24 protein-coding genes are annotated in these 23808 nt (G+C 73.7%); 15 read left to right on the top strand and 9 right to left on the bottom strand.

The window, feature by feature from the left end; translation table 11 throughout:
* Positions 1 to 34: 34 nt before the first annotated feature.
* Positions 35 to 247 (bottom strand): hypothetical protein, encoded by a 213-nt coding sequence (locus tag ABZ783_RS17425; RefSeq protein ID WP_357438981.1) that lies wholly within the window; start codon positions 245 to 247, stop codon positions 35 to 37.
* 100 nt (positions 248 to 347) lie between these two features.
* Between ABZ783_RS17425 and ABZ783_RS17420 the strand changes: the two genes are divergently transcribed.
* Positions 348 to 617 carry a hypothetical protein gene (locus ABZ783_RS17420; protein ID WP_357438979.1) on the top strand — a complete coding sequence of 90 codons (270 nt, stop codon included), beginning with the start codon at positions 348 to 350 and terminating at the stop codon, positions 615 to 617.
* A gap of 147 nt (positions 618 to 764) precedes the next feature.
* Positions 765 to 1175 carry a DUF6069 family protein gene (locus ABZ783_RS17415; RefSeq protein WP_357438977.1) on the top strand — a complete coding sequence of 137 codons (411 nt, stop codon included), beginning with the start codon at positions 765 to 767 and terminating at the stop codon, positions 1173 to 1175.
* Between the two features lie 64 nt (positions 1176 to 1239).
* Here ABZ783_RS17415 and ABZ783_RS17410 read toward each other — a convergent pair whose 3' ends face one another.
* The gene (locus ABZ783_RS17410; RefSeq protein WP_357438974.1) at positions 1240 to 2088 is read right to left on the bottom strand and encodes an SAM-dependent methyltransferase; all 849 of its coding nucleotides are present in this window, start codon (positions 2086 to 2088) and stop codon (positions 1240 to 1242) included.
* A gap of 146 nt (positions 2089 to 2234) precedes the next feature.
* Here ABZ783_RS17410 and ABZ783_RS17405 point away from each other — a divergent pair, with 146 nt between their 5' ends.
* Positions 2235 to 3323, top strand: coding sequence for a PIN domain-containing protein (locus tag ABZ783_RS17405; RefSeq protein ID WP_357438971.1), 1089 nt, complete (start codon positions 2235 to 2237; stop codon positions 3321 to 3323).
* Between the two features lie 48 nt (positions 3324 to 3371).
* On the opposite strand, the gene ABZ783_RS17400 is transcribed toward ABZ783_RS17405, so the two are convergent.
* Positions 3372 to 4586 carry a hypothetical protein gene (locus ABZ783_RS17400; protein WP_357438969.1) on the bottom strand — a complete coding sequence of 405 codons (1215 nt, stop codon included), beginning with the start codon at positions 4584 to 4586 and terminating at the stop codon, positions 3372 to 3374.
* Positions 4587 to 4989: 403 nt separating this feature from the next.
* Between ABZ783_RS17400 and ABZ783_RS17395 the strand changes: the two genes are divergently transcribed.
* Complete coding sequence (locus ABZ783_RS17395; protein ID WP_357438966.1) at positions 4990 to 5556, top strand: sigma-70 family RNA polymerase sigma factor; 567 nt, start codon at positions 4990 to 4992, stop codon at positions 5554 to 5556.
* A gap of 100 nt (positions 5557 to 5656) precedes the next feature.
* Here ABZ783_RS17395 and ABZ783_RS17390 read toward each other — a convergent pair whose 3' ends face one another.
* On the bottom strand, positions 5657 to 6397 hold the full coding sequence (locus ABZ783_RS17390) for a zf-HC2 domain-containing protein (RefSeq protein ID WP_357439280.1): 741 nt from the start codon (positions 6395 to 6397) through the stop codon (positions 5657 to 5659).
* A 199-nt stretch (positions 6398 to 6596) separates the two neighbouring features.
* Here ABZ783_RS17390 and ABZ783_RS17385 point away from each other — a divergent pair, with 199 nt between their 5' ends.
* The 5 genes from ABZ783_RS17385 to ABZ783_RS17365 all read left to right on the top strand — a co-directional run bounded on the left by ABZ783_RS17385 (position 6597) and on the right by ABZ783_RS17365 (position 11702).
* On the top strand, positions 6597 to 7733 hold the full coding sequence (locus ABZ783_RS17385; protein ID WP_357438965.1) for a CoA transferase: 1137 nt from the start codon (positions 6597 to 6599) through the stop codon (positions 7731 to 7733).
* 151 nt (positions 7734 to 7884) lie between these two features.
* Positions 7885 to 9108: an LCP family protein gene (locus ABZ783_RS17380; protein WP_357438962.1), complete on the top strand. Its 1224-nt coding sequence runs from the start codon at positions 7885 to 7887 to the stop codon at positions 9106 to 9108.
* Positions 9109 to 9425: 317 nt separating this feature from the next.
* Positions 9426 to 9761 carry a helix-turn-helix domain-containing protein gene (locus ABZ783_RS17375; protein WP_073835152.1) on the top strand — a complete coding sequence of 112 codons (336 nt, stop codon included), beginning with the start codon at positions 9426 to 9428 and terminating at the stop codon, positions 9759 to 9761.
* Positions 9758 to 10240, top strand: a complete 483-nt coding sequence (locus ABZ783_RS17370; RefSeq protein ID WP_357438959.1) for an SRPBCC family protein — start codon at positions 9758 to 9760, stop codon at positions 10238 to 10240. Before ABZ783_RS17375 ends, ABZ783_RS17370 begins: the two co-directional genes overlap by 4 nt.
* Before the next feature lie 46 nt (positions 10241 to 10286).
* Positions 10287 to 11702 (top strand): alpha/beta fold hydrolase, encoded by a 1416-nt coding sequence (locus ABZ783_RS17365; protein ID WP_357438957.1) that lies wholly within the window; start codon positions 10287 to 10289, stop codon positions 11700 to 11702.
* 111 nt (positions 11703 to 11813) lie between these two features.
* Here the strand turns inward: ABZ783_RS17365 and ABZ783_RS17360 are convergent, their stop codons facing one another.
* Entirely contained in the window at positions 11814 to 12449 is a 636-nt protein-coding gene (locus ABZ783_RS17360; RefSeq protein WP_357438954.1) for a TetR/AcrR family transcriptional regulator, read from the bottom strand.
* 76 nt (positions 12450 to 12525) lie between these two features.
* Between ABZ783_RS17360 and ABZ783_RS17355 the strand changes: the two genes are divergently transcribed.
* On the top strand, positions 12526 to 13077 hold the full coding sequence (locus ABZ783_RS17355; protein ID WP_357438951.1) for a GNAT family N-acetyltransferase: 552 nt from the start codon (positions 12526 to 12528) through the stop codon (positions 13075 to 13077).
* Positions 13078 to 13468: 391 nt separating this feature from the next.
* Entirely contained in the window at positions 13469 to 14218 is a 750-nt protein-coding gene (locus ABZ783_RS17350; protein WP_357438949.1) for an SDR family NAD(P)-dependent oxidoreductase, read from the top strand.
* Between the two features lie 150 nt (positions 14219 to 14368).
* On the opposite strand, the gene ABZ783_RS17345 is transcribed toward ABZ783_RS17350, so the two are convergent.
* The 3 genes from ABZ783_RS17345 to ABZ783_RS17335 form a co-directional block, all read right to left on the bottom strand.
* Complete coding sequence (locus ABZ783_RS17345; RefSeq protein ID WP_357438947.1) at positions 14369 to 16561, bottom strand: S8 family serine peptidase; 2193 nt, start codon at positions 16559 to 16561, stop codon at positions 14369 to 14371.
* A 410-nt stretch (positions 16562 to 16971) separates the two neighbouring features.
* Complete coding sequence (locus ABZ783_RS17340) at positions 16972 to 17445, bottom strand: hypothetical protein (RefSeq protein WP_357438945.1); 474 nt, start codon at positions 17443 to 17445, stop codon at positions 16972 to 16974.
* Positions 17438 to 18775 (bottom strand): molybdopterin-dependent oxidoreductase, encoded by a 1338-nt coding sequence (locus tag ABZ783_RS17335; RefSeq protein WP_357439277.1) that lies wholly within the window; start codon positions 18773 to 18775, stop codon positions 17438 to 17440. Before ABZ783_RS17335 ends, ABZ783_RS17340 begins: the two co-directional genes overlap by 8 nt.
* A 255-nt stretch (positions 18776 to 19030) precedes the next feature.
* Here ABZ783_RS17335 and ABZ783_RS17330 point away from each other — a divergent pair, with 255 nt between their 5' ends.
* Positions 19031 to 20092 carry an NAD-dependent epimerase/dehydratase family protein gene (locus ABZ783_RS17330; RefSeq protein WP_357438943.1) on the top strand — a complete coding sequence of 354 codons (1062 nt, stop codon included), beginning with the start codon at positions 19031 to 19033 and terminating at the stop codon, positions 20090 to 20092.
* A gap of 56 nt (positions 20093 to 20148) precedes the next feature.
* Here ABZ783_RS17330 and ABZ783_RS17325 read toward each other — a convergent pair whose 3' ends face one another.
* Positions 20149 to 21537, bottom strand: a complete 1389-nt coding sequence (locus ABZ783_RS17325; RefSeq protein WP_357438941.1) for a hypothetical protein — start codon at positions 21535 to 21537, stop codon at positions 20149 to 20151.
* Between the two features lie 146 nt (positions 21538 to 21683).
* Here ABZ783_RS17325 and ABZ783_RS17320 point away from each other — a divergent pair, with 146 nt between their 5' ends.
* Genes ABZ783_RS17320 through ABZ783_RS17310 form a run of 3 tightly spaced genes read left to right on the top strand, consistent with a single transcriptional unit; the run spans position 21684 to position 23727 of the window.
* Complete coding sequence (locus ABZ783_RS17320; RefSeq protein WP_357438938.1) at positions 21684 to 22358, top strand: glycosyltransferase family 2 protein; 675 nt, start codon at positions 21684 to 21686, stop codon at positions 22356 to 22358.
* A complete protein-coding gene (locus ABZ783_RS17315; RefSeq protein ID WP_357438936.1) occupies positions 22355 to 23035 on the top strand; it encodes a DUF2064 domain-containing protein in 681 nt (226 codons plus the stop codon). Before ABZ783_RS17320 ends, ABZ783_RS17315 begins: the two co-directional genes overlap by 4 nt.
* A 2-nt stretch (positions 23036 to 23037) precedes the next feature.
* Positions 23038 to 23727: a class I SAM-dependent methyltransferase gene (locus ABZ783_RS17310; RefSeq protein ID WP_357439274.1), complete on the top strand. Its 690-nt coding sequence runs from the start codon at positions 23038 to 23040 to the stop codon at positions 23725 to 23727.
* The last annotated feature ends 81 nt before the right edge of the window (positions 23728 to 23808 follow it).

The raw sequence follows: 23808 nt of genomic DNA, 5'->3' as shown, positions 1-23808 counted from the left end.
GACCCGCCCGGCGACACGTCCCGCGAGAGCCCGCTCACATGCCGGAGGAACCCTGGCCGCGCCGCCACACCTCGCCCTGGACACCGTGGCGCTCCGCCGCGTACCGCTCCTGGGTCGACCTGGCGTCCCGGGCCGCCTCCGCATCCTCCCGCGACGAGAGGCGCTTCCGGTCGCGCCAGCCGACGAAGACGAACAGCCCGATGAGACCCACCGCGACCACGACGAGAGAAACCACCAGCACCTTCATGTCGTCGACGCTACGGCGGGCCCGCAAGCGCGCTCCGTGGCCGGCGCGGCCGGCGGAGATGACCGGCAGGCCGGCCCGGGTACGATCACGACGCAACCGCGTGACCAGGAGATCGGTCGGAATGAACGGGCTGCCCGCTGCCGTACTGGTGTCGATCCTCGTCCTGCTCGTGGTGCTCGCCAGCGACGTGTGGGTCTACGCGGACGCGAAGGAGCGGCTGCGACGCGGAAACCCGGTCTCCGTGTCGCTGGGGCCCTCCCGGCTGGAAAGCCCGGAGGCGTGGTTCGTGGGTTGCCTGCTCATCTGGGTGGTGTTCTTCCCGCTCTACCTGACGGCCACGGGCCGGAATCCCTTCGCCCGCCGTCGCTGACCACCGGCTGACCCTCGCCTGCCGCCATAGATGCCGATTTGTGCCAGCCATGTGAATTCACAATTGACCGGTACCGTGCTTTTCGGGCTCGGCGCTGCCGGCGGCCGGGCCGGCAAGGATCAGCCTCAGTCCACGAAGGAGCCAGCAATGACCGCCACCTCCGTGTCCTCGAGAACCACTCGGCTGCGCGCCGGCGCCCTCGCCGTCGGCGGGTCCCTCGTCGCCGCCGCACTGGTCTGGGCCGTCGCCCAGCTCATCGACGTCGAGTTGCACATCGATCCCCGCAACGGTCAACCGCCCGGCGTCCTCGGCCTGCCGATCATCACGGTCTTCACACTCGTGGCGGCGTTGCTCGGTTGGGCCACCCGTTCGGTGCTGGACCGGTTGACCCGCCATGCGGCCGCTGTCTGGACAGCGCTCGCCGTCGTCGTGTTCCTGGCGTCGTTCCTGCCGCTGTTCGCCGTCGGGGCGAGCGGCGCGACCAAGGTCGTCCTCGGGCTGATGCACGTCGCGGTCGCCGCGGTGCTGATTCCGATCTTCAGCCGCCGGACGTCCTGAAACCACCGACCCGGCGGGTCTTCACCGGGCGCCCGGTCGCGCCCGGGTAGGGGCCCACGCCGGCTCAGGGCTTGCGGGCCACCGCCGCGTACATGGAGGCCTGGGCGACCGCGGTGCGCAGCTCCGCCGGATCGTCCGGCTGCCACTCGGTGACCGGGGTGATGCCCGGCGGTACGAGTTCGAGGCCGGCGAAGAACGAGGCGAACTGGTCCCGGCTCCGGAACGCCATGTCGATCATGCTGGTCGTGGTAACCGGTGCCGCGGTGGCGGCGACGTCCCGCGGCACCAGGTCGGTGGTGGCGTGCGAGACCACCAGATAGCTGCCCGAGGGCAGCGCGTCGACCAGCCGCCGGGTGATCGCGTACGGGTCGTCGGCGTCGGTGAGGAAGTGCAGGACGGCCACCAGCATCAGCGCCAGCGGCCGGTCGAAGTCGAGGGTGGCGCGCACGTCGGGGTGGCCCAGGATCCGCTCCGGGTCGCGCAGGTCGGCGTCCACGTACGCGGTGGCGCCCTCGGGCGCGCTGGTCAGCAGGGCGCGCGCGTGCGTGAGCACGATTGGGTCGTTGTCCACGTAGACCACCCGCGACTCCGGGGCGGCGCCCTGGGCGATCTCGTGCAGGTTCGGGCTGGTCGGGATCCCCGTGCCGATGTCGAGAAACTGCCGGATGCCGGCGGTGTTGGCCAGGTAGCGGGTGGCCCGCTGCATGAACCGCCGGTTCTCGATGACCGTGGTCCGGATCGCCGGGTAGGCGGCCGCGACGGCGTCACCGGACTGCCGGTCCGCCGCGAAGTTGTCCTTGCCGCCCAGCCAGTAGTCGTAGCGGCGGGCGGGATGAGGCACCGACGGGTCGATCCGGGTCGACGCTGCGGACTCCTCCGAAGCGGGGTGGCCTCCCGACCTGACGTCCGCCATGGCGACCTCCTGCGCTCCTCGGGCATGCATGCGCGATCGTAGCGGCCGGACACGCGCCTCGAGGGCCCCGATGCGGCCGCGCACCGACCCGAACGGCTTCGCCGTGCCGCCCGGGGCAGCCTCCCACCGCGCGTACGCTGGCCGGTGTGGATCAGGAAGACCGCATCGCGCTGTTCCTCGACTACGAGAACCTGGCGCTGGGCGTACGCGACCATCACCGCGGCCGGATGTTCGACTTCCGGCCCATCGCCGACGCCCTCGCCGAACGGGGCCGTGTGGTGGTGCGCCGGGCGTACGCCGACTGGTCGTACTTCGACGAGGACCGCCGGATGCTCACCCGCTCCCACGTCGAACTCATCGAGATACCCCAGCGGATGGGCGCCTCGCGGAAGAACGCCGCCGACATCAAGATGGCCGTCGACGCGGTGGAGCTCGCCTTCGAACGCGACTACATCTCCACGTTCGTGATCTGCACCGGGGACAGCGACTTCACACCGCTCGTGCACAAGCTGCGCGAGCTCAACAAGCGGGTCATCGGGGTCGGGGTGGAGAAGTCCACGTCGGCGCTGCTACCACCCGCGTGCGACGAGTTCCTCTACTACGAGCGCCTCGAAGGGGTCGACCTTCCCCCGCCCGCCGAGCGGCGTGGCCGACCCGGGCGGACGCCCGGCCCGGAGGCGCGGCCGCCGGTGGAGCCGCAGCCCGAGCCGCAGCCCGAGCCGCAGCCGGCGGAGGAACCCGTGCGCGACGTCGACCGGCTCGCGGTCCTCGTGGCCCAGACCGTGGCGGGGCTCCAGGGCAGCTCCAGCGGCGAGGTGACCGCCTCCGGGCTGAAGCGGACCCTGCTGCGTAAGGATCCGACGTTCAGCGAGTCCGACTACGGCTTCCGCACCTTCGGCGAACTCCTGCGTTACCTGGCCGAGCACAACGTGATCGAGCTGTCCGAGGGGCCCGCCAAGGGCGATCCCGAGGTGGCGCTGCCCGAGCGTGGCGACCGCGAGGCGGCGTTCGCGCTGCTGCGCTCGGTCGTCGCGGACCTGGCCGGCGCCGACGGGGCGGTGGCCCTGTCCGGCCTGAAGAACCAGCTCCGCCGGGCCCGGCCGGACTTCAGCGAGAAGAAGCTCGGCTACCGCAGCTTCCTGCAGTTCGGCAAGGCGGCGGCCACCAGCGGGGTCGTCGAGCTGCGGTGGAGCCCGGAGGCGGACGACTACCTGCTCACCCCGCCGAGTTCCTGACCTCGCGACCCGGGCGCTCGCTGAGCGACATGACGCCGTGCCGGTCGCTCAGTCGCCGGTCGGTGGGCACAGCAGCGAGTCCACCACCGGCAGCCGGAGGGGATCCAGGCAGACCCGCACCACCGGCGGGTCGGCGGACGGCGCCGCGCTGCTCGGGGCGGGCGCCGGGGCGGCGCTCGACGGCGGCGCCGTGGCCGGGGGCCCGGCCGGTGGTGCGGCCGGTGGTGCGGTGGTGGCCGGCGCCGGTCGCGCGGCCGGCGGGGTTCCGCTGACCGGGGTGGCGGGCGGCTTCGACCGGGGCCCCACGGTGGCCTGCGGGGCGGGACGGCTCGCCGCTGGCGCCGCGTCGGTCGCCAGTGCCACGGACACGGCCGCCGGCGAGGGCACCGGACGACCCCCGGGCGCCCCCTGCCGGGCGGACGGACTCGGGAAGATGTCACCGATGCCCTCGGGTTGGTCGCCGGTGCCGGCGCTCACACCCGGCGCCGCCCGGTACGGCAGGTCGGTCGTCCCCGGGGTCGCCGTGCCGTTGGTCAGCGCTGCGAACGCCACCGCGACGACGACAGCGGCGGCGGCCGCCATCCGCTCCGGCGGCAGCAGGGCCGTGGGCGCGTTCTGGGGCGCCACCGGTGGCGGGGGCAGCGGGCGCGCGGCGCGGTGGGCGGCCAGCAGGGCGTCGATCTGCGGGGCCACGGCGGCCCGCTGCCCGGTGGCGGCGGCGAAGGCGAGGGTGAGGTAGAAGCGGAAGTTCACCGCTGCGGCGGTGGGCACCTGCAGGCCGGCCGGCCGGCGCCCGTCCACGGCGTGCAGGAGGGTGACCGGGGCCTCCGGATGGTGGCCGGGGCCCAGCAGGTCGCGGTACGTCCACTCGCGCCGGCCGGTACGCCCGCCGAAGGCGACCCGGCGGTCGGTCACGACCGCCATCCCGGCGTCCACCACGCGCAACCCCTTCGGCAGCACGGGGCCGGACGGCTGCCCGGCGGTCGCCCCGACCGGGGTTGCCCCGACCGCCAGGGCGGGCGCCGGCAGTCCGGCGATGTGCCGCGCCTCCGCCTCGACCAGCTCCGCGTTCGGCAGCACGCGGTAGAGGACCTCGTCGTCGTCGAGTTCCACCGGCAGGCCGGTACGGGGCTGGGTGCATCCGAGGAAGCCGGCGGCCTCGATGCCCAGCCGCACCAACTGCTCCTCGCGTCGGCGCCAGGCCTCGACCTCGGCGTCGTACGCGCGCCGCCGCCGGTCGTTCTCGCGTTGCGCCCACGCCACCTGCCGGCGGGACTGTTTCGCGGCGGACCTGGGGGCGATGACTGACCGTTGCGCCGTCACACCTCGTACAACGGCTTCCGCAGGTGACGGACACGAGGCGGGGAGTAACCGGTCCCATTCTTCCAGGAAGGGGCTGATTTGGACGAGTGCGGCGTGCTGCGCGTCGGGCCGGTCGCGGTCACGATCGGCCCGTGAGTGGGGCCGGGGGCCGGGCCGTGACCAAGAAGCGGCGCCGTCCCGGGAACTTCTCGCCGCCGCGGAGCGACCAATACAGGGCGCGCGACCCGGCCGGGTCCGTGACCGGTCGGCCGTGCGGTCGGAGGAGGATGGCAGGTATGAACCGAGTGAGGCCAGCTCCCGTACCGTCGATCAGGATGACGGCGGACCGGCCGGCCGGCCACGGATGAGCGCCGACGCCGACGACGCGCAGGTCACCCGGTGGGCGCACCAGGCCGGCCGGGGTGACCAGCAGGCCGCCGCCGCGTTCGTCCGGGCCCTGCAGGTCCCGGTGTGGCGGTTCCTCGCGCACCTGGCCGGCCCGGCCGAGGCCGACGACCTGACCCAGGAGACGTTCCTGCGCGCGCTGCGCAGCCTGCCCGGTTTCGCCGGCCGGTCCTCGGCCCGGACCTGGCTGTTCACCATCGCCCGCCGGGTCGCCGTGGACCACGTACGGGCCGCTGCGACCCGCCCGCGGGTGTCCGCGCTGACCGACTGGGAGCGGGCCGCCGAGGCGGCCGGGGCGGTCACCTCCGGCGGCGACGACGCCGTGACCCTGCGGCGGCTCATCGCCGCCCTGACGCCCGAGCGGCGGGAGGCGTTCGTCGCCACCCAGCTGGTCGGCCTGTCCTACGCCGAGGCCGCCCAGGTGTGCGGCTGCCCGGTCGGCACCATCCGGTCCCGGGTCGCCCGGGCCCGCGAGGACCTGGTCGCCGCCTGGCGGGGTGACGCCCAGGGCAGCCGCGTGGTCTGAGCGGCCGAGGTCTGCCGGCCGGGCTCGCGCCACCGCCGGGCCCAGGCGCGGCGTCGTCGCGCCCCGGTCCACCGGCACGTGGGCCGTCCGCCGCGGCCGGTCAGGCGGCGCGGCGGTTGTCGCGGGCCTGCGCCGAGTACGGCGGCAGCAGCCGCAGCGGCGCCACCTCCGGCTGTTCCTCCAGCCGCAGCGACCACCGCGAGCCCGACGACCGGCCCTGCCGCGGCGGCGTGCCGCCCGAGCGCCACCGGGACCGGGACAGCAGCATCATGACCACCCAGCCGACGAGCAGGAACCCGTGGCTGATCAGCCGCTGCACCGCCACCTGCCCGGTGATCAGATCGTTCACCGACAGCAGCACCAGCGTGGCGACGAAGGCGCTGAGCATCGGCAGCAGCCCGGCCGGCGCGGACCGGCGCAGCGCCACATAGAGGAATCCGGCGCCCACCGCCACGTTCCACGCCGCCGACTCGTGCCACAGGTGCTGGCCGGAGACGTGCACGTGGCCGACGACGGCGTCCTGGCCGACCTGCGCCATCCCGAGCACCAGCTGCACCGCCCCCAGCAGCCCCAGCAGGCCCCGCAGCCCGAGCGTCACGCGCTCCCGCCAGCCGGACCGGGCCGGCGCCGGGGGAGCGGCCGCGAGCACCGCGTCGACCAGGTCGGGGACCTGCGGCACCACGTGGGTACGCGCGCGCCGGGTCACCGCCACCGCCGCCTCGAACCACCCCCGGCAGCCGGCACAGGACTCCAGGTGCCCCTCGGCCGCTGCGGTCTCGGCCGCCGACGCCTCACCGTCCAGCTGCGCCGACAGGATCTCCCGCCACTGCTCACACGCCATGTACAGATAGTCGTCGGCGGTGCCCACCTGGTTCCCGACCCCCCGGCGACCGCGTTGACCCGCCCGCCGACGGCCAGCAGCCCGACGGCTCGGGCCCCGTCGGCCGGTCCGGGCCGGGCTCACTCGTCGATCATGTGCCATCGTTGTCCTCCTGGTGCGCTGCCCCGACCCGGGGCGGGACGGAGGAGGGGCGGACGCGATGGGGGAGGAGCGGGCCGGACCGCTGCGTGGCGTGCTTGTCGCGGACTTCTCGCGGATCCTCGCCGGGCCGTACGCGACCATGCTCCTCGCCGACCTCGGCGCCGACGTGGTCAAGGTCGAGGGACCCGGCGGTGACGACACCCGGACCTGGATGCCGCCGGTCCGCGAGGGCGTCTCCACCTACTACCTCGGCGTCAACCGCAACAAGCGCGCCATCACCCTCGACCTCACCGACGCCGAGGACCTGGTGCTCGCCCGGCGACTGGCCCACCGCGCCGACGTCATGATCCAGAACTTCCGGCCCGGCGCGCTGTGCCGCTTCGGCCTCGACTACGACAGCGTCGCGGCCGCCAACGACCGGATCGTCTACGCCTCGATCAGCGGCTTCGGCGCGGGAGCCGGCGCCGACCTGCCCGGGTACGACCTGATGGTGCAGGCGGCGTCCGGGCTGATGAGCCTCACCGGAGAGCCGGACGGTCCGCCCTGCAAGGCCGGGGTGGCGGTGTTCGACGTGATCGCCGGCCTGCACGCGGCCGTCGGGATCCTCGCCGCCCTGCACCACCGGGAGCAGGCCGGGACCGGGCAGCACGTCGAGGTGAACCTGCTCTCCTCCGCGCTGTCCGGCCTGGTCAACCACGCCAGCGCCCAGGTCGCCGCCGGCGTCGTGCCGTCCCGGATGGGAAACGCCCACCCGAGCATCTTCCCGTACGAGCCGCTGCCGACCGCCGACGGCGAACTCGTCGTGATCGCCGGCAACGACGGCCAGTTCCGGACCCTGTGCCAGGTCCTCGGCCTGCCCGACCTGCCCGACGACCCCCGCTTCCGGCGCAACCAGGACCGCACCGCCCACCGTGCCGTGCTGCGCCCCCTGCTGGTCGCGCGGCTGCTCCAGCGGAGCAGCGACGAGTGGTTCCGGGACCTACGCGCGGCGGGCGTGCCGTGCACGCCGATCAACACGGTCGACGGCGGCGTCGCGCTGGCGCGGCAACTCGGGCTCGACCCGGTGGTCACCGTCGACGGCGTACCCGGCGTCCGCCATCCGATCGGCTTCTCCGCGACCCCGCCGCGCTACCACCTCCCGCCGCCCGGGCCGGGCGAGCACGACGCCGAGATCCGCGCCTGGCTGGCCGGGTGACCGGTCGGCCACGCCGTACTACCCCGGTGCCGGCCCGCCGGGCCGCCAGTCTCGTGGACTTCCCAGGCGATTCACAGCCGGGTGGGGTGACGCTGCGTTCATCGGGCGCCTACATTTGGTCCGGTTTGGCCCCCGTCCGGAGGAGGCACTCGTGCCGCACGCCGCCGCGCGTTCCGACAACCGCACACCCGTGGAGCCGGTCCCGCCCGCGGGTCCGGCCCGTCGGCGTTGGCCGCGCTGGGCCCGCTGGTGCGTGGCGGTCGGCGCGACCCTGATGACGCTCAGCGGCGTGGCGCTGGGCGGCAGCCTGTTCCTCCTGCACACCGCGACCAGCAAGATCACCCAGCAGAACCTGCTCGGCGCCGCCGCGGCACCGCGCCAGCACCAGAACATCACCGGAGCGAAGAACATCCTGCTCGTGGGCGTCGACGCCCGCCCGAACCAGGATCCCAGCCAGCTCACCCGCGCCGACTCGATCATCCTGATGCACATCCCGGCCGATCACAGCCAGGCATACATGGTCTCGCTGCCGCGCGACTCACTGGTGACCATCCCGGCCTATGACAACGGCGCGACGTCGTACGCCGGCGGGCAGAACAAGATCAACGCGGCCTTCGCGTTCGGCGGTCGGGGACTCACCGGCGCGCCCGCGCTGTCGCACGGCTTCGAGCTGCTCGCGCTGACCGTGCGTGACGTCACCGGCATCACCCCGGACGCCGGCGCCATCATCGATTTCCAGGGGTTCAAGGACATCGTCCAGACGCTCGGCCAGGTCTGCATGTACGTCGACGAGACCACCACCTCGATCCACCTGGGGAAGGACGACGCGACCGGGAAGACGGCGGCGCCGTACAAGATCAATCCGGACGGCACGGTCAACCACCGCATCCCCGGGGTCACCCCGAACGTCTACACCAAGGGAAACCACTGCCTGAACCCGTCCCAGGCGCTCGACTTCGTCCGGCAGCGGGACCTGCTGGCCAACCACGACTTCGACTACGGCCGGCAGCGCCACCAGCAGCAGTTCGTCAAGGCGGTGCTGCAGCAGGTCATCACCAAGGGCCTGAACTCACCGACCAAGCTGCCCGGCCTGCTGTCGGCGGTCGGCAAGGCCATGACCGTCGACGACGGTGGCATCCCGCTGGAGGACTGGGCCTTCGCCATGCGGAGTGTCCGCCCCGACGCGATCACCACGATCAAGACCAACAACGGCACCTTCAACAGCCGTACCGTCCCGGGGGTCGGCAGCGCCGAGATCCTCAGCCCGACCAGCATGCAACTGCTGCACGCGTTCCGGGACGACACCGTTGCGGCGTTCGTCCAGGCCCACCCGACCTGGGTGGCCGACTCCGGGCAGCCGGCGTCCGCCCACTGAGCGTCTCCGGGTGGCGGCGCCGGACCGGCCTTACCCCGCGGCGGGGCCGGCGGCCAGCACGGACGCCAAGGGCGCACGCAGCCGCTCGGCGGGATACGGGGTGGCCCGGCCCGTGCCGAACAGATCCCAGTAGAAGTCGCTCACGATCGCGGCGACCGGGGCGTACCGGGTGATGATCGCGCCGCGGCGGCCGGCGCGTCAGCCGGCGCACCGCCGGACGTACTCGTCGCGTTCGGCCGGCCCGCCGCGCGTCGGCGGCAATCGTCGCAAATGGCGGGCGTTGACATGTGACCATTCGGTCACCTATTCTGATTCCCGTGAACGACGAGGACCTGGTGTTCAAGGCACTCGCCGATCCGACCCGACGAGCCCTGCTCGACTCCCTCTTCGTGCGCGACGGCCAGACGCTGACGCAGTTGGAGTCCGAGCTGGAGATGACCCGCTTCGGGGTCATGAAGCATCTGCGCCTGCTGGAGGACGCCGGCCTCGTGGTCACCAGGCGGCAGGGCCGGGAGAAGCTGCACTTCCTCAACCCGGTGCCGATCCGGCTGATCCACGACCGGTGGATCGACAAGTACACGGAAGGCCACACCAGGGCGCTGCTGGACCTCAAGGCCGAGCTCGAACGCGACGAACCGGAGGACAGGACATGACCACCACGACGACGACCGGGACTACCAAGGTCTACCGGGTGTACATCAAGGCCACGCCGCAGGCCGTCTGGGACGCCATCACCAAGCCCGAGTGGACCCGGCGGTACGGCTACCAGGGCATCGCCGACTACGACCTGCGGCCCGGCGGCCGCTACCGTGCCTTCGCCATCAAGGAGCACCAGCAGGCCGGCATGCCCGAGGTGCCGGTCGAGGGTGAGGTGATCGAGGTGGACCCGCCGGTCCGGCTGGTGCAGACCTGGCGGCCCACCTGGCTCGACGAGCCGGCCACCCGGTTGACGTACGAGATCGCCGAGCGGCACGACGGGGTCACGTGCCTCACCGTGATCCACGAACTCGCCGGCGCGCCGCAGACCATGGCGCAGGTCAACGGCGACGTCGAGGGTGCCGGCGGTGGCTGGGCGGAGGTCCTCAGCGACCTGAAGTCCCTGCTGGAGACCGGCGCCCCGCTCTACGCCTGAGCCAGGACGAGGGGAGTGGAGCAGGCCCATGCGTGCGATGACCCGCGTGACGAGACGACTGACCTTGACCGCCGCCCTGGTGGCCGCGGTGGGCGTGGCCGCGCCCCCGGCGGTCGCCACCGCGGCGGCCACCACGGAACCCGGCCGGCGCACCATCACCGGCACCATCGACGGCGCCGACTTCCGGATCGAACTGCCGCACCGCTGGAACGGCACCCTGCTGCTGTACAGCCACGGGTACCTTCCGGAGGGCTTCCCGTCCTTCGGCATCGGCCTGACCAATCGGCCGCCGGACCGGTCCGAGACCGAGGCCTGGCTGCTCGACCACGGCTACGCCATGGCCGCCTCCCAGTTCGCGGACGGCGGCTTCGGCTACGCGGTGGAGCGCGGGTTGCGCGACCAGATCGCGTTGCTGGACTGGTTCGAGGACCACGTCGGGGTGCCCCGGCGCACGATCGCCACCGGGCAGTCGATGGGCGGGGGGATCGCCGTCCAGCTCGCCGAGCGCCACCCGCGGCGGTTCGCCGGCGTGGCGACGATGTGCGGCGCGTACGACACCCAGGCCCTCTTCAACACCGGGCTGGACGTGCTCTTCGCGGTCCGTACCCTGCTCGCGCCCGGCCAGGACATCGACCTGGTACGCCCCAACGACCCGGCGGCCGACGCGCAGGCCCTCACCGACGCCATCCAGCAGGCGCTCGGCACCGAGCAGGGCCGGGCCAGGATCGCGCTGGCCGCCGCGCTGAACAACGTCACCGGCTGGTACTCGGCGCACGAGCCACGCCCCACCGACCCCGTCGAGCGGACCCGCAACCAGGCCGAGTGGCTGCAGTACGCGTACAGCCTCGGCTTCGGCCCGCCGGGACGGCTGGACCTCGAGCGCCGGGCCGGGGGCAACCCGTCCTCGAACGTCGGGGTGGACTACCGCCAGCAACTCGTCCGGTCGGCACAGCACCCTCAGGTGCGGCAGGCCGACCGGGCGGCGGGGCTCGACCTGCGGGCCGACCTGGACCGGCTCGCCGGCGCCCCGCGGATCGCCGCCGACCCGGCCGCGGTCGACTACCTGCTCCGCGTCGGCATCCCGTCCGGGCGGACCCCGGTGCCGGTGGTCACCATGCACACGACGGGCGACGGTGGCGCGCCGCCCCACCAGGAACGCTGGTACGCCGACCAGGTCCGGCGCGCCGGCGACCCCGGCAAGCTGCGGCAGCTCTACGTCGACCGGGGTGGGCACTGCTCGTTCAGCGCAGCCGAGGAGATCACCATGCTGCGCACCCTCTTCACCCGGATCGAGACCGGCCGCTGGCCGGACACCGGCCCGCGGACGACGAACGAGACGGCGAGGGCTCTCGGTGAGCAATACCAGCTGGTGCTGGACCTCGGACGGACCTTCACCGACGCATCCATGCCACCGGCGTTCACCACGTTCGTCCCGCCCCGCGCCATGCGGCCGACGCGGTAGCCGCGGAAGCCCACTGGGGACTCCGCCGGTGGAATCAGTCGGCAATCCCGTATGCCGGGCGGCGAGCAGCCGCCCGGCGTGGCCGGGTACCGAGAACCCCTCGGTCTGGCTTCATGTCTTGTTCTGCGAGTATCGGGAGCCGCCGTGCTCGCCAGATCCCCGCGGATGAGGCAACAGGGCGAGATGGTGTCGGACGGCGGCCGTGACCCGGTGCCGGTCACCGGTGGCGAGGAGGTCGAGCAGAGCGCCGCGGAGCACCGCCAGGGCCAGGGTGCGGCGGACGGCGCCCGCCTCGCTGTTCCGCTCGGGCGGTGGTTGGCAGGCGGCCAGGACGGCGAGCCAGTCGTGCACGGTCGCGCGGGCGAACCCGGCCCACGCGCCGTCGGGCTCGACGAGGGAGCGGGCGTACGCCTCGACCCAGAGCCGCAGCAGCCGCCGATGCTCCTCGGCAGCGAGCCACGCCCAGACCTGCTCGACCGCCGGGACCAGCCCGATGGGCGCGCCATGGCTGGCCTGTCCGAGGCGGTCCAGGATCGCGAGCTCGTCGGTGCGGGCCCGCGCGAGCAGCGCCCGCACCAGGCCGTCCTTGTTGCCGAAGAGGAACATCAGCACCCGGGGGCTTGAGCCGATGGCCGCGGCGAGCGGACGCAGTGACAGGTCGGCCAGGCCGTGCTCGAGCACGTACCGGTAGGCGGCCTCCAACAGCTCGATCTGCCGGGGGGACGGCGTTGTCGGGTCCTGCGACATGGGGGTAGCGTACCCGCTACTGAAACAGTTGTGTCAGTGGCGGGAGCCGTTGGCCAGGGAGCCGGGAGGGTGGCCCATGTCGCAGCAGGACCGTCAGCCGCGAGTCGTGGTGCGCCGGGCGGACCGCCCCGGCGACCTGGGCTGGGTGGTGATGGCCCACGGCGAGGTGTACGACCAGCAGTTCGGCTGGGACACCGACTTCGAGGCGCTGGTGGCCAGGATCGTCGCCGACTACGCCACGGACCACGACCCGAGCCGGGAGGCGGCCTGGATCGCCGAGGTCGACGGCGCACGCGTGGGATGTGTCTTCTGTGTCGCCGACGGCGAGCCCGGGGTGGCCAAGCTGCGGATCCTGCTGGTCACCCAGGCCGCGCGTGGCCTCGGCGTCGGCACCCGCCTGGTCGAGACGTGCGTCGCCTTCGCTCGCGCGGCCGGCTACCGGCAGGTCACGTTGTGGACCAACGACGTGCTGGTGTCCGCACGCAGAATCTATGCGGCCGTCGGCTTCGTCCTCACCGGTGAGGAGCGGCACCACAGCTTCGGCCACGACCTCGTCGGCCAGAACTGGACGCTCGACCTGCGGCAGCGGCCAGCCGTCAGCGCCGCGGGTGCGGGTGACCGGCCATGAGCACGCATCTGCCGCCGCGGCTCGTGGCGAGGTGACCTGCCGCTCTCGGCACCAACTGGGCTCCCGGACGAGGGCCGCAAAGTACCGAAACCCTTTCCGTCTGGCATTCATATCTGTGTTCTGGGAACATCGGGACAAGCCGGACGACACCGAGCCGCGCTAGCCGACAGTTCGAGCTGAAGACCGATGGTCCTGTCTGGACGACGCGGTCGCGGAGCGACACCTCACTGCACAGACCGAGGCCGACACGCGCCTGACCACGCAGATCATCGAGCGGACCGCAGCCGACGGTCCGGCGCGTCGGCCACCCGGTGCTGAAGGTTCCCGTTCCCGGTCGGACAGTCGCGGGAACAGCTCGGTCGGTCGCCCCAGCGCGAGAAGAGGGAGAGCCATGATCGGTCAACTCGCCGGCAAGAATGTCATCGTCACCGGAGGCGCCCGCGGCATCGGTCGGGGCATCACCCTCGGACTGGCCGCCGCCGGGGCGAACGTGGTCGCCTGCTACCGGACCGAGGGTGAGCACGTCGAGGCGCTCGCCCACCAACTCAAGGAGACGCCGGGCAGCCACCGGCTGATCCGGGCCGACGTGACCGACGTCGAGGACGTCGAGCGGCTCGTCGACGAGGCCGGGAGCGGCCACCGTACGCTGCACGGTCTGGTGCACAACGCGGGGGTGATCAGCCCGGTGCGGTTCGCCGAGCTGACGCCCCAGGAGTGGCACCGGGTGGTGGACACCACGCTCACCGCGGCGTACCTCCTCGTCAACAAGGCACTGCCGCTGATGACCGCGGGCACGTCGGTGGTGGCCATCGGGTCCCGGGCGGCCACGGTCGGAATCCCGCTGCGGGCGCACTACACCGCGGCGAAGGCCGGCCTCGTCGGGCTGATGCGTTCGCTGGCCAAGGAACTGAGCCCGCAGGGCATCCGGGTCAACGTGGTGGCTCCGGGCACCATCGAGACCGAGGAAGCGGCACGGGACTCCTCGGCGGAGCGGCAGGCGTACGTCGAACGCCACCGCCAGATCATCGCGTTGCGGCGCTACGGGCGGCCGGAGGAGGTCGCCGACGCGGTCGCCTTCCTGCTGAGCGACCAGTCCTCCTACATCACCGGGGAGACGCTGCACGTCGACGGTGGCATCTGACCCGCCCGGCGGGGCGCTGACCGCCCGGCGGGTGCTCGATGCCCTGTTCGACGGCGTGGGCCGCGAGGCCGTTTCCGGCGTCGCGGCCCACGGTCTACCGTCCTGTCCCGGTCAGTCCCTCAGCTCCGCGTGGGACGACATGAACACGGACTACTGCGCGGTCGGCAACGCGCGCAGGACGGTCAGGGTCATGCTGCTGTCCTTGTAGGACACCCGGAACAGGTGACCGCCGGCGTTCAGGACCCGGTTCTCGGGCAGCGCGTGGAAGCTGCCGCTGATCGAGCTGCCGCTCATGATCGTCAGCACGGTGCCCGGGGTGAGCGGGCCGCGCACGTCCAGGTCCAGGTTTCCGGCCAGCGCCAGAGCGCCCGTGGCCCGAACGCTGGTGTAGTCGTGGTCGCCGGAGATGGTGACGGCGACGCGACCCTCGTTGCCGATCGTCACGTTCCCGCCGATGTTCAGGACGTTGCCCGGGGCGACGGCGGCATCGGTGATCTGCGCCGCCTCGTCGGCCGCGAGACCGGGCCGCAGCACGCCGCCGGTGACGGTGACGCCCGCCGCCACGCTGCCGCTGCCGCCGAGCGTCCCGCCGCGCACGTCGATCGAGCTCGCGTGCGAGCCGACGACCGAGAGCTTGCCGCCGAGGACCGTGCTGGTCCCGTGCCAGGTCTCGTTGCCGGTGAGGAACAGGGTGCCCTCGCCACGCTTGGTGAGGCTGCCCTCGTAGGCGCGGGCGTTGCGGGCCTGCTCGCGGCGGGTCCCGATGGCGTAGTCCGACTTGTCGGCGTCGCTCGCGTCGGCGGGCAGACCCTGCGTCCAGCCCTTGGCGACCTTGGTCGCCGCCCAGGCGGCCGCCTCGGCGGCGTCCTCCTGCTGGCGCGCCCGGATCGCGACGTCGGAGATGTCGTTCGACCACACGTCACTCTGTCCCTGCGTGTCGACGACGAACGGCCCCAGGAACTGGCCCGGGCCCTTCATGGCCTCCCGCAGGCTGACCGTGTGCCAGCCGTTGCGGCTGTCCGGAACCTGCACGATCTGGCCCCGGGTGGGGTTCGGCACGGCGACGCCGGAGGCGTCACTGATCGTGTTGTTCTGCCGGCCGGTGGTGAACATCGTGTACAGCGCCTGCTCGTTGGTCAGGTACGGGAAGCGCTGCATGATCAGCGACAGCGCGGCCGCCGAGTGCGGCCCGGCCATCGACGTTCCCGACGAACTCCCGTAGCGGGCTTCCGGCACCCCGTTGACGACCGACACGGTGGTGCTGTTGATCCCGTTGCTCGGCGCCGTCACGCAGGACCACTTCGCGACGCCGCACTGGTTGAACGTCTGCTGACCCGGCACCAGGACGGACCCGTCCGGGTTGAACGTGCGCCCCACCGTGGGGTTGATCCCCGAGGTGGTGTACCAGCTGCCCTCCAGTTCGGGCAGGAAGTACGGCGCGGCGCCGCGCGGCGACGGGTTCACGTAGCCGCTGTTGCCTGCGGTGAACTGGATGACCGTGCCGGTGCGCGCGGCGTCGATGGCGCCGTTCAGCCAGCGGACGCTGCTGCCGTTCGCGTCGACCACGCCGTCCGGGGTGGACCAGAGGCGCCACGCCGTGTTCAGACCGAAGCCCGCGGGGCTGCCGGGCGGCGTGTCGTACGTGTTGTAGTTCTCCGTGTTGGGCTGGCTGCCCCAGCTGCTGGTGATGATCCTGACGGGCTTGCCGTTCGCCGTCTCGGCGGCGTTCACGGCCCGGTAGACGTTGGCGAGGTAGGCGTCGTCCGGCTTCTGGGCGGCGGTCGCGGTCGCCGGCAGGAGACCGTAGAGCACGCCGTCCGTCTTGTGGGTGTTGCCCATGTACACGTTGCTGTTGAACGCGACCCCGTGCATGTTGGCGGCAGGTCCGCCCGGTTGCGTCTCGCCGACACCGTCGCGGCTCGCCCCGATGGTCCCGGTGACGTGCGTGCCGTGGCTGTCGTTGTACGCCTGGTTGTAGAACCCCGACGTCGGACCGGTCTCGCCACCCTGGGCTTCCACCGAGAAGTAGCGGTCCCCGACGGCGTAGTTCGTCTCCAGGCTGCCGTGCTCCCGGACGTGCCCGGCGAAGACGCCCGAGTCGATGACGCCGATGTTCATCCCGGCGCCGGAGTAACCGGCGGCGTAGGCGAACTCCGCTCCCATCGACACCAGGCCGGCGTCCCGGTTGAACTCAGCGGTGCGCCAGCTCGCCGGGTCGCCGAGCCGGCCGGGATCTCCTTCGTAGGTCTTGATCGGCGGCGCGGACACGTCCGCCCGCGCCGGCTGAGCGACGACGCCGAGCACCACTATCGGTGTCAGCGCCGCGATCAGCCCCGTTTTCATACGTTTCGCGGTCGACACTTCAGCCCCTCTCCAAGATCGTTTCGGCGGGATCGTATCCCTCCGCCCATATCGGAGCAAGGCGTTGGCGGCTACATTTCCGTCTACCTCTGCGGTAATCGCCGGAGGCCGAACCACCCCTGACCGGCCGGCCCGCACCCGGGCATCGGGCGTGCTCGCCAAACCGGATCGAGGCGAGGCCCAGCAGGCAAAACCTCGTAGGACACCCGATTCGACCGGCGAGCTGCGAGTGGACACCGAAAATGCTGTGGTTCGGTCCGTTATCGCCCGTCAGCGAAATGCCGCAGCCCGGACACACGCAGATTGCGCATCGCCTCGCGTCATCGCAGTAGGCAACCGATTCGGCAATGAACAGCGCCAACCGGTCCCATTCGCCGACGACGGCCGACGATTCAGCGGCGCCGCGCCCACCACCGGCGCAGCACGTAACCGACGGCGCTGGCCAGGAACAGGGCGGCCGTGACGAGCAGCCAGCGGGCCAGGAACGGCCGCTGGTCCTGCCCGGACGCGGCCAGGTAGGTTGGCCGGCCCAACCGCAGGATGCCGGGCAGGTAGACGAGGAACAGCAGGCCCGAGGCGAGGGCCGGCACCCGGACGTGGTTCAGCAATGCGGGACCCGACGCCGGCACGCCGTGGGTGCCGAGCGCGCGCTGCAGCACGCGGTCCGCCAGCCCGTAGATCGGGAACAGCACGAAGTCGTGTGCGATCGCCGCGCCGACGAACCAGACCAGCATCCGGCCGGCGGTCGGTTCCGCGGCGAGCCGCAGCGCCACCCAACCGGCGACCGCGAAGGCGCCGACGAGCAGCAGCAGGTGCCCGGCCGGCGCCCCGTACGCCGCCCGGAACCGGGCCGCCAGGTCACCCACCGGTACGGCTCCGGAACTCGATCTCCGCCACCCACTTTGTGCAGTGCACGCCGGGCAGGGCCGGGACGATGACCCGCGCCGGGTAGCCGTGGTCGAGGGAGAGATCGACGCCGTTGACCTGCAGGGCGAGCACGGAGTCCGCGTCGAGGACCTGGTTGGCCTGCAGGGTCGCCTGCTTGAACAGCCCCGCCTTCTCCAGGGACCGCACGTGCGCGGCGGCGATCCCGTCCGCGCCGACGAGGACGGCCAGGTCGCGCAGCCGTACCCCGGTCCAGGTCTGCACGGTCGACCAGCCCTCCACGCAGGCGATCGGCAGCGTGACCGTGTGCTGGGCCATGGCCAGCAGGCCGGCGCGGTCCACCGCGACGGTACGCCCGCCGGCGCGCAGGGTGAGCCGCCAGCCCGGCCCGGTGTCGGCGGCCCGGACGCCGGCGGCGGCCGCGGTCCGGTTCACCGGGAAGCCGGTCCGGCCCGCCCCGGGCTGCCGCCCCCGGGGCAGCAACAACGCGGTCCGCCGCCACGGGCCGTCGAGGTGCTGCCCCACGGTGAGGGCGGCGAGCAGCAGCGACAGCCCACCGACCAGGGCGAGCGCGCCGCGCCGGCTCATCGTGGGCGGCCCGGGCCGGGCGGCCACCAGTTCGTCCGGGTCCGGCGGCTCGGGCCGGGTCGCCGCGCGGTAGGTGATCAGCTCCTCGGGCAGCGAACGGGACCGCAGCGCGGTGCGCATCCGCCGCAGCTTGAGCGCCACGTGCGCGACCAGCGCGGCGACGAACACCCAGGCGCCGAAGTAGTGGGCGGTGTAGAAGTCGAAGCCGAACAGGTACGCGTACTGGATGTCGAGCAGGCCGGTGACGATCTCGAAGAGGATCCCGCCGACCAGCAGGAGCAGGGACAGCCGCTCCAGCACCTGCGCCACCGACCGGGCCGGCGGCCAGTCGAACAGCTTCGGCAGCACCGACCAGAGCTTGGCCAGCACGATCGGGATCAACGTGATCCCGAGCCCCACGTGCAGGCCCTGGGTGAGCCGGAACAGCCAGGACGGGCGGGTCGGCCAGTCGAACGGCGGCAGCCGCAGCCACCCGACGTCACGCGGGAACGCCTGGCCGAACTGCGGGGAGTAGGCGAGGTAGTCCAGCAGCCCGGTGAGGAACACCAGCGGTAGACCGACGAGCAGGACCACCCCGTACATGGCGGTGAGCCACGGGCCGCGCAGCGGGCTGCGCCACCGCCGGTTCACGGTCGCCGCGCCGGGCGGGGGATGCTCGGCCAGGAACGCCCACCACCGCCGGGGGAAACCGTAGGCCGGCCGGCCGGGTGGCACGCGCCCCAACCCGGCCGGGGGACCCCCGGCCGGGGGAGAGCTCTCCGCGCCCACCGGTCCTCCTCGCGACTGCCGACGCCGGGACGCCCGGCGGCGGCCGGCCGACCCGATCCCTCTCCGGCAGGCTACGGGCGGCCTCGGCGGCCGGACCCGGTTTGCCGAATTACGGAACGCTTACCGGCCCGCGGGCCGCGATGTTGCCAGGTCCTTACGGCTTGGCCGACCGGACCCGCCGCGACCGCCTACCGACCTACCCTGACCGGCATGCGGGTACTCGTCACCGGCGCGGCCGGTTTCATCGGGTCGCAGGTCGCCGACCTGCTCGCCGCCGACGGGCACGAGGTGGTGGCGCTGGACGCGCTGCTGCCTCAGGCACACGGCGGCGAACTGCCCGAGTGGTCCCGGCGGCACGCCCCGATCGTCGGCGACGTCCGCGACCCCGACCTGCTCGACCGGCTGCTGCCCGGCGTCGACGCGGTGTGCCATCAGGCCGCGATGGTCGGGCACGGCCTCGACCCGTCGGACGCCCCCGGGTACGCCAGCCACAACGACTACGCCACCGCCGTGCTGCTGGCCGCGATGCACCGGGCCGGGGTGCGCCGGCTGGTGCTCGCCAGCTCCATGGTCGTCTACGGCGAGGGCCGTTACGAGTGCGCCCGGCACGGCACCGTGCGACCCGCCCCGCGCCGCCCCGCCGACCTAGCCGCCGGCCGCTACGACCCGACCTGCCCGCAGTGCGGCGGCATCCTCAGCCCCGCCCTGGTGCCCGAGGACGCCCCGCTGGAGCCGCACAGCACGTACGCCGCCACCAAGCTGGCCCAGGAGCACCTGGCCGCCGCCTGGGCGCGGCAGACCGGGGGCGGGGTGTGGGCCCTGCGCTACCACAACGTCTACGGGCCCCGGATGCCCCGCGACACCCCGTACGCCGGGGTGGCCTCGATCTTCCGCTCCGAGCTGTCGGCCGGCCGGCCGCCGCGGGTGCTGGAGGACGGCCGGCAGCGGCGGGACTTCGTCCACGTCACCGACGTGGCGCGGGCCAACCTGCTGGCCCTCACCACGCCGCCGCCGCAGCCGCTGGTGCCGGTCAACGTCTGTTCCGGCGAGCCGCGGACGGTCGGTGACCTGGCCGCGGCCCTGGCCGCCGCGATGGCCGGGCCGGCGCCGCTGGTCGTCGGTGGCGCCCGCGCCGCCGACGTGCGGCACGTCGTCGCCGATCCGCGTCGGGCGGCCGACCTGCTCGGCTACACCGCGCGGGTCGGCTTCGCCGACGGGGTCACCGCCTTCGCCACCGACCCGCTGCGCGAGCCGGCGGCCGTGCACGCCTGACCCGCCGCGCTGCCCGTCGTGGCGGCAGCGCGGGCGACGCCGGGCCCCGCGGCAGGTCAGGAGACCGTCCACAGCAGGTGGTTGACCGCGAGCGCGGTCGCCGCCTGCCCGGCCAGCCACCAGCGGCGGGTCGCCGGCGGCAGGTGCGCGGTGGCGACCAGCAGCCATACCGCGAACGGCAGCCAGATCCGCTCCACCTCGGCCTTGCTCAACCCGGACAGGTCAGCCGCGAGCACCACCGCCGCCGCAGCCACCGGCAGCAGCACCGTCGGCCCGGCGGCGGCCACCGGCCCGACGAGCCGGGCACCCGGGCCGCGCCGCCGCACCGTCGCGACTCCGGCCGGCACCGCCCGGCGCAGCGCCGGCCCGAGCGCCGGGCCGGCGGACAGCACCAGCGCCGCCAGGTTCGCCCAGACCCAGTAGCCGTAGGGGCGGTCGGCCGCCCAGCCCTGGTAGTAGCGCTCCACCACCCGCTGGTAGCCGTCCCACCACCAGAATCCCGCCGCCGTGAACGCCACCACCACCCCGGCGACTCCCGCGACCGCGGACAGCAGCGCGGCGATCCGGTCCGCCGGACGCAGTGCCAGCACCACCAGCGCCAGCAAGCCGACCAGCACGAAGCCGTACGACAGGTACAGCGCGTAACCCAGCACCAGCCCACCGACGGCCGGGGCCAGCCGGCCGCGTACCGCCAGCAGCGCCAGACCTGCCGCGACCACGCCGGCGAACAGCCCGTCCGCCGACGCCCCCACCCACACGGCCCCGGGCAGCAGCACCAGGAACGGCAGGACCGCGCGGGCCGCGGCGTCGGCGCCGAGCGAGCGCAGCGCCACGGGCACCGAGACGGTGACGCTCGCGCCCACCAGCACGCAGGCCAGTGCGGCAACGGTGCCCCCGCCGAGCCCGATCCGGTCCAGCCCCACGAAGACCAGTAGCGCGCCGGGTGGGTGCCCGGCGGTGTGGGTCGACCAGGAGTCGGGCCGGAAGTCCAGGATCCGTCCCGTGAACCCGGCCAGCGTGGCGGGGACGTCCCGGATCCCGGGCACCTCGTGCAGGTACTCCGCCTGCGGCGTGAGCCGTTCGGTCAACCCGGCCGACCAGCCGTCGACCAGGGCCAGCGACAGCGTCCACGCCACCGAGGCCAGGTAGGCGAGGCCGAGCAGCGGGCCCCAGCGCGCCGCACCGGCCCACCGCACCCCGACGCCGACCACCCCGGCCGCGACCAGCACCGCCGCCGGGGTGCCCCAGCCGAGGTGCGGCCGCCAGGTCGCGTACAGCGGGGCGGCGTCCGCGTGCAGGCCCACGCCGCGGGCGTTGAGGACCGCGCCGACCGCGGCGGCCAGCACGACCAGCGCCGCCTCGACGCCCAGCACCGTCAGGTCGGCGCGTCGCCAGCGGGTCGGCGCCCGCCCGGGCGCGACGGGTCGCCTCGTGGTCGTTCTCATGCCGACCGGACGGTACGGCCTTCCCGGGACGGGTGACCGGCGAACCGTCGGATCGTCACCGTCCGGTAAGAATCGCTTCGCCGGTAACAGATCCGTAAGGTCCGATCTGCCTGCCGCGGCCCAGGTGGCGGCCTAGCGTCGTCGGTATGTCCACACCGATCGACGTGGTCCTGCCGTGCCTCGACGAGGCCGCCGCCCTGCCCGGCGTGCTCACCGCGCTGCCGCCCGGCTACCGGGCGATCGTGGTGGACAACGGCTCCCGGGACGGCTCGGCGGAGGTCGCCGCCCGGCACGGGGCCCGGGTGGTGCCCGAGCCCCGCCGAGGCTACGGCGCCGCCGTGCACACCGGGCTGGTGGCCGCCGAGGCGGACCTGGTCTGCGTGCTCGACGCCGACGGATCCTTCGACCCCGCCGAACTTCCCGCCCTGGTCGCCCCGGTGGCCGGCGGCGCCGCCGACCTGACCGTGGGCCGGCGGCGGCCCGTCTCCGCCGGAGCCTGGCCGTGGCACGCCCGCGCCGGCACGGCGCTCATCGCGGCGTTGCTGCGGCACCGGGGTGTACCGCTGCGCGACCTCAGCCCGATCCGGGTGGCCCGCCGCGAGGCGCTGCTCGCCCTGGGCGTCACCGACCGGGCCTTCGGTTACCCCCTCGAACTGCTGATCCGGGCAGCCGCCGCTGGCTGGCGGATCCAGGAGCTGGACGTCAGCTACGGCCCACGGGCCGCCGGCACCCGCTCCAAGGTCTCCGGCTCGGTACGCGGCACGCTGCGCGCCACCCGCGACTTCGCCGGAGTCCTGCGCAGCGTGGGCGGACCCCGGTGACGGTGCTGCTGGTGATGGCCAAGGCGCCCGTGCCGGGGGCCGTGAAGACCCGGCTCTGCCCACCGGCCACCCCCGGTCAGGCCGCCCGGATCGCCGCCGCCGCGCTCCGGGACACCCTCGACGCCGTCCGGGCCGTGCCCGGGGTGGCGCCGGTCCTGGCCGTACGCGGACGCCTCGCCGACGGCGAGGACGGCGCCGGCCTGACCGCGGCGCTCATCGGCTGGACGGTGCTGCCGCAGCGAGGTCGGGACCTGGCCGACCGGATCGCCAACGCCCACGCCGACGTGGCAGCGGCCTGGCCCGGACGGCCGGTGCTGCAGATTGGCATGGACACCCCGCAGGTGACCGCCGGGCATTTGCTCGGGGCGTTCCAGCGGCTGGACCTGGCCGACGCGGTGCTCGGGCGGGCGGTGGACGGCGGATGGTGGGCGCTGGGGTTGCGCGATCCGCGCCAGGCCGACGCGCTGCGGGCGGTGCCGATGTCCACCCCGGAGACCGGCGAGTGCACCTGGTCCGCCCTCGACCGGCGCGGGCTGCGCACGCTGACCCTGCCGGTGCTGCGCGACGTCGACACCTGGCCCGACGCGCTCGCGGTGGCCGCCGAGGCGCCGGAGACCCGGTTCGCGTACCAGGTATCGGCGCTGCACCCCACGCTGGTGCCCGGCGGGTACCGGTGACACTGCACGCCCTCGGCACGGACGGCCGGTGGGTGGCCGCGGCGGGCGGGGGTGAGGACGTCTTCGCCGCCGCCCTCGAAGCGCAGCCCGGCGCGCACTGGCTCGTGCAGGACGACGGTCGGCGCAACGCGCTGCCGGTCCGGCGCTGGCACGGTCCGCCGGAGCCGGCGACCGCCGCGGTGGTCGCCCGGTGCGCGGGCCCGACCCTGGACATCGGCTGCGGCCCGGGCCGGCTCACCCTCGCCCTGGCCCGCGCCGGGCACGTCGCCGTCGGGGTCGACGTCTCCGCGCACGCGGTACGGCTCACCCGGGCGCGCGGTGCCGTCGCCCTCCACCGGGACGTGTTCGGGCCGCTGCCCGGCGAGGGACGCTGGGCACACGTCCTGCTCATCGACGGCAACATCGGCATCGGCGGCGACCCGAGCCTCCTGCTCGGCCGGTGCCGGGAGCTGATCCGGACCGGCGGCTCAGTCGTCGTCGAGCTGGAACCCCCCGGGCCCGGCCTGTGGCGTGGGCAGGCCAGACTGGCCTCCCGCTCACCGCAGGGGAAGGTGTGCCGGAGCGGGGCGTTCCGCTGGGCCCGGCTGGACACGGTGGCGGTGCACGACACGGCGCACGCCGCCGGGCTGGCCGTCCGGGACACGTTCGCGGTGGGCCGACGCTGGTTCGGGGAACTGGTCCGTCCGTTGTGACGGGTCAGGCCGGTCGCGTGCGGATCTCGTCGTTCGGAGCCACGGCCGCCCGCGCTGACCTACGCTGCCGGTGAGGTGGAA

It is taken from the genome of Micromonospora sp. NPDC047738, assembly GCF_040642675.1.
Classification (GTDB): Bacteria; Actinomycetota; Actinomycetes; order Mycobacteriales; family Micromonosporaceae; genus Micromonospora.
Note: the sequence above shows the minus strand (reverse complement) of the source record. Positions and strands in the feature narration are given on the sequence as shown.

Bases quoted from the DNA above. Each gene is read 5' to 3' on its own strand.
- ABZ783_RS17385 (WP_357438965.1), top strand. From the start codon at position 6,597: ATGGGGGAGGAGCGGGCCGGACCGCTGCGTGGCGTGCTTGTCGCGGAC.
- ABZ783_RS17425 (WP_357438981.1), bottom strand. From the start codon at position 247: ATGAAGGTGCTGGTGGTTTCTCTCGTCGTGGTCGCGGTGGGTCTCATC.
- ABZ783_RS17360 (WP_357438954.1), bottom strand. From the start codon at position 12,449: ATGTCGCAGGACCCGACAACGCCGTCCCCCCGGCAGATCGAGCTGTTG.
- ABZ783_RS17330 (WP_357438943.1), top strand. From the start codon at position 19,031: ATGCGGGTACTCGTCACCGGCGCGGCCGGTTTCATCGGGTCGCAGGTC.
- ABZ783_RS17325 (WP_357438941.1), bottom strand. From the start codon at position 21,537: ATGAGAACGACCACGAGGCGACCCGTCGCGCCCGGGCGGGCGCCGACC.
- ABZ783_RS17415 (WP_357438977.1), top strand. From the start codon at position 765: ATGACCGCCACCTCCGTGTCCTCGAGAACCACTCGGCTGCGCGCCGGC.
- ABZ783_RS17410 (WP_357438974.1), bottom strand. From the start codon at position 2,088: ATGGCGGACGTCAGGTCGGGAGGCCACCCCGCTTCGGAGGAGTCCGCA.
- ABZ783_RS17395 (WP_357438966.1), top strand. From the start codon at position 4,990: ATGAGCGCCGACGCCGACGACGCGCAGGTCACCCGGTGGGCGCACCAG.
- ABZ783_RS17345 (WP_357438947.1), bottom strand. From the start codon at position 16,561: ATGAAAACGGGGCTGATCGCGGCGCTGACACCGATAGTGGTGCTCGGC.
- ABZ783_RS17370 (WP_357438959.1), top strand. From the start codon at position 9,758: ATGACCACCACGACGACGACCGGGACTACCAAGGTCTACCGGGTGTAC.
- ABZ783_RS17390 (WP_357439280.1), bottom strand. From the start codon at position 6,397: ATGGCGTGTGAGCAGTGGCGGGAGATCCTGTCGGCGCAGCTGGACGGT.
- ABZ783_RS17350 (WP_357438949.1), top strand. From the start codon at position 13,469: ATGATCGGTCAACTCGCCGGCAAGAATGTCATCGTCACCGGAGGCGCC.
- ABZ783_RS17320 (WP_357438938.1), top strand. From the start codon at position 21,684: ATGTCCACACCGATCGACGTGGTCCTGCCGTGCCTCGACGAGGCCGCC.
- ABZ783_RS17355 (WP_357438951.1), top strand. From the start codon at position 12,526: ATGTCGCAGCAGGACCGTCAGCCGCGAGTCGTGGTGCGCCGGGCGGAC.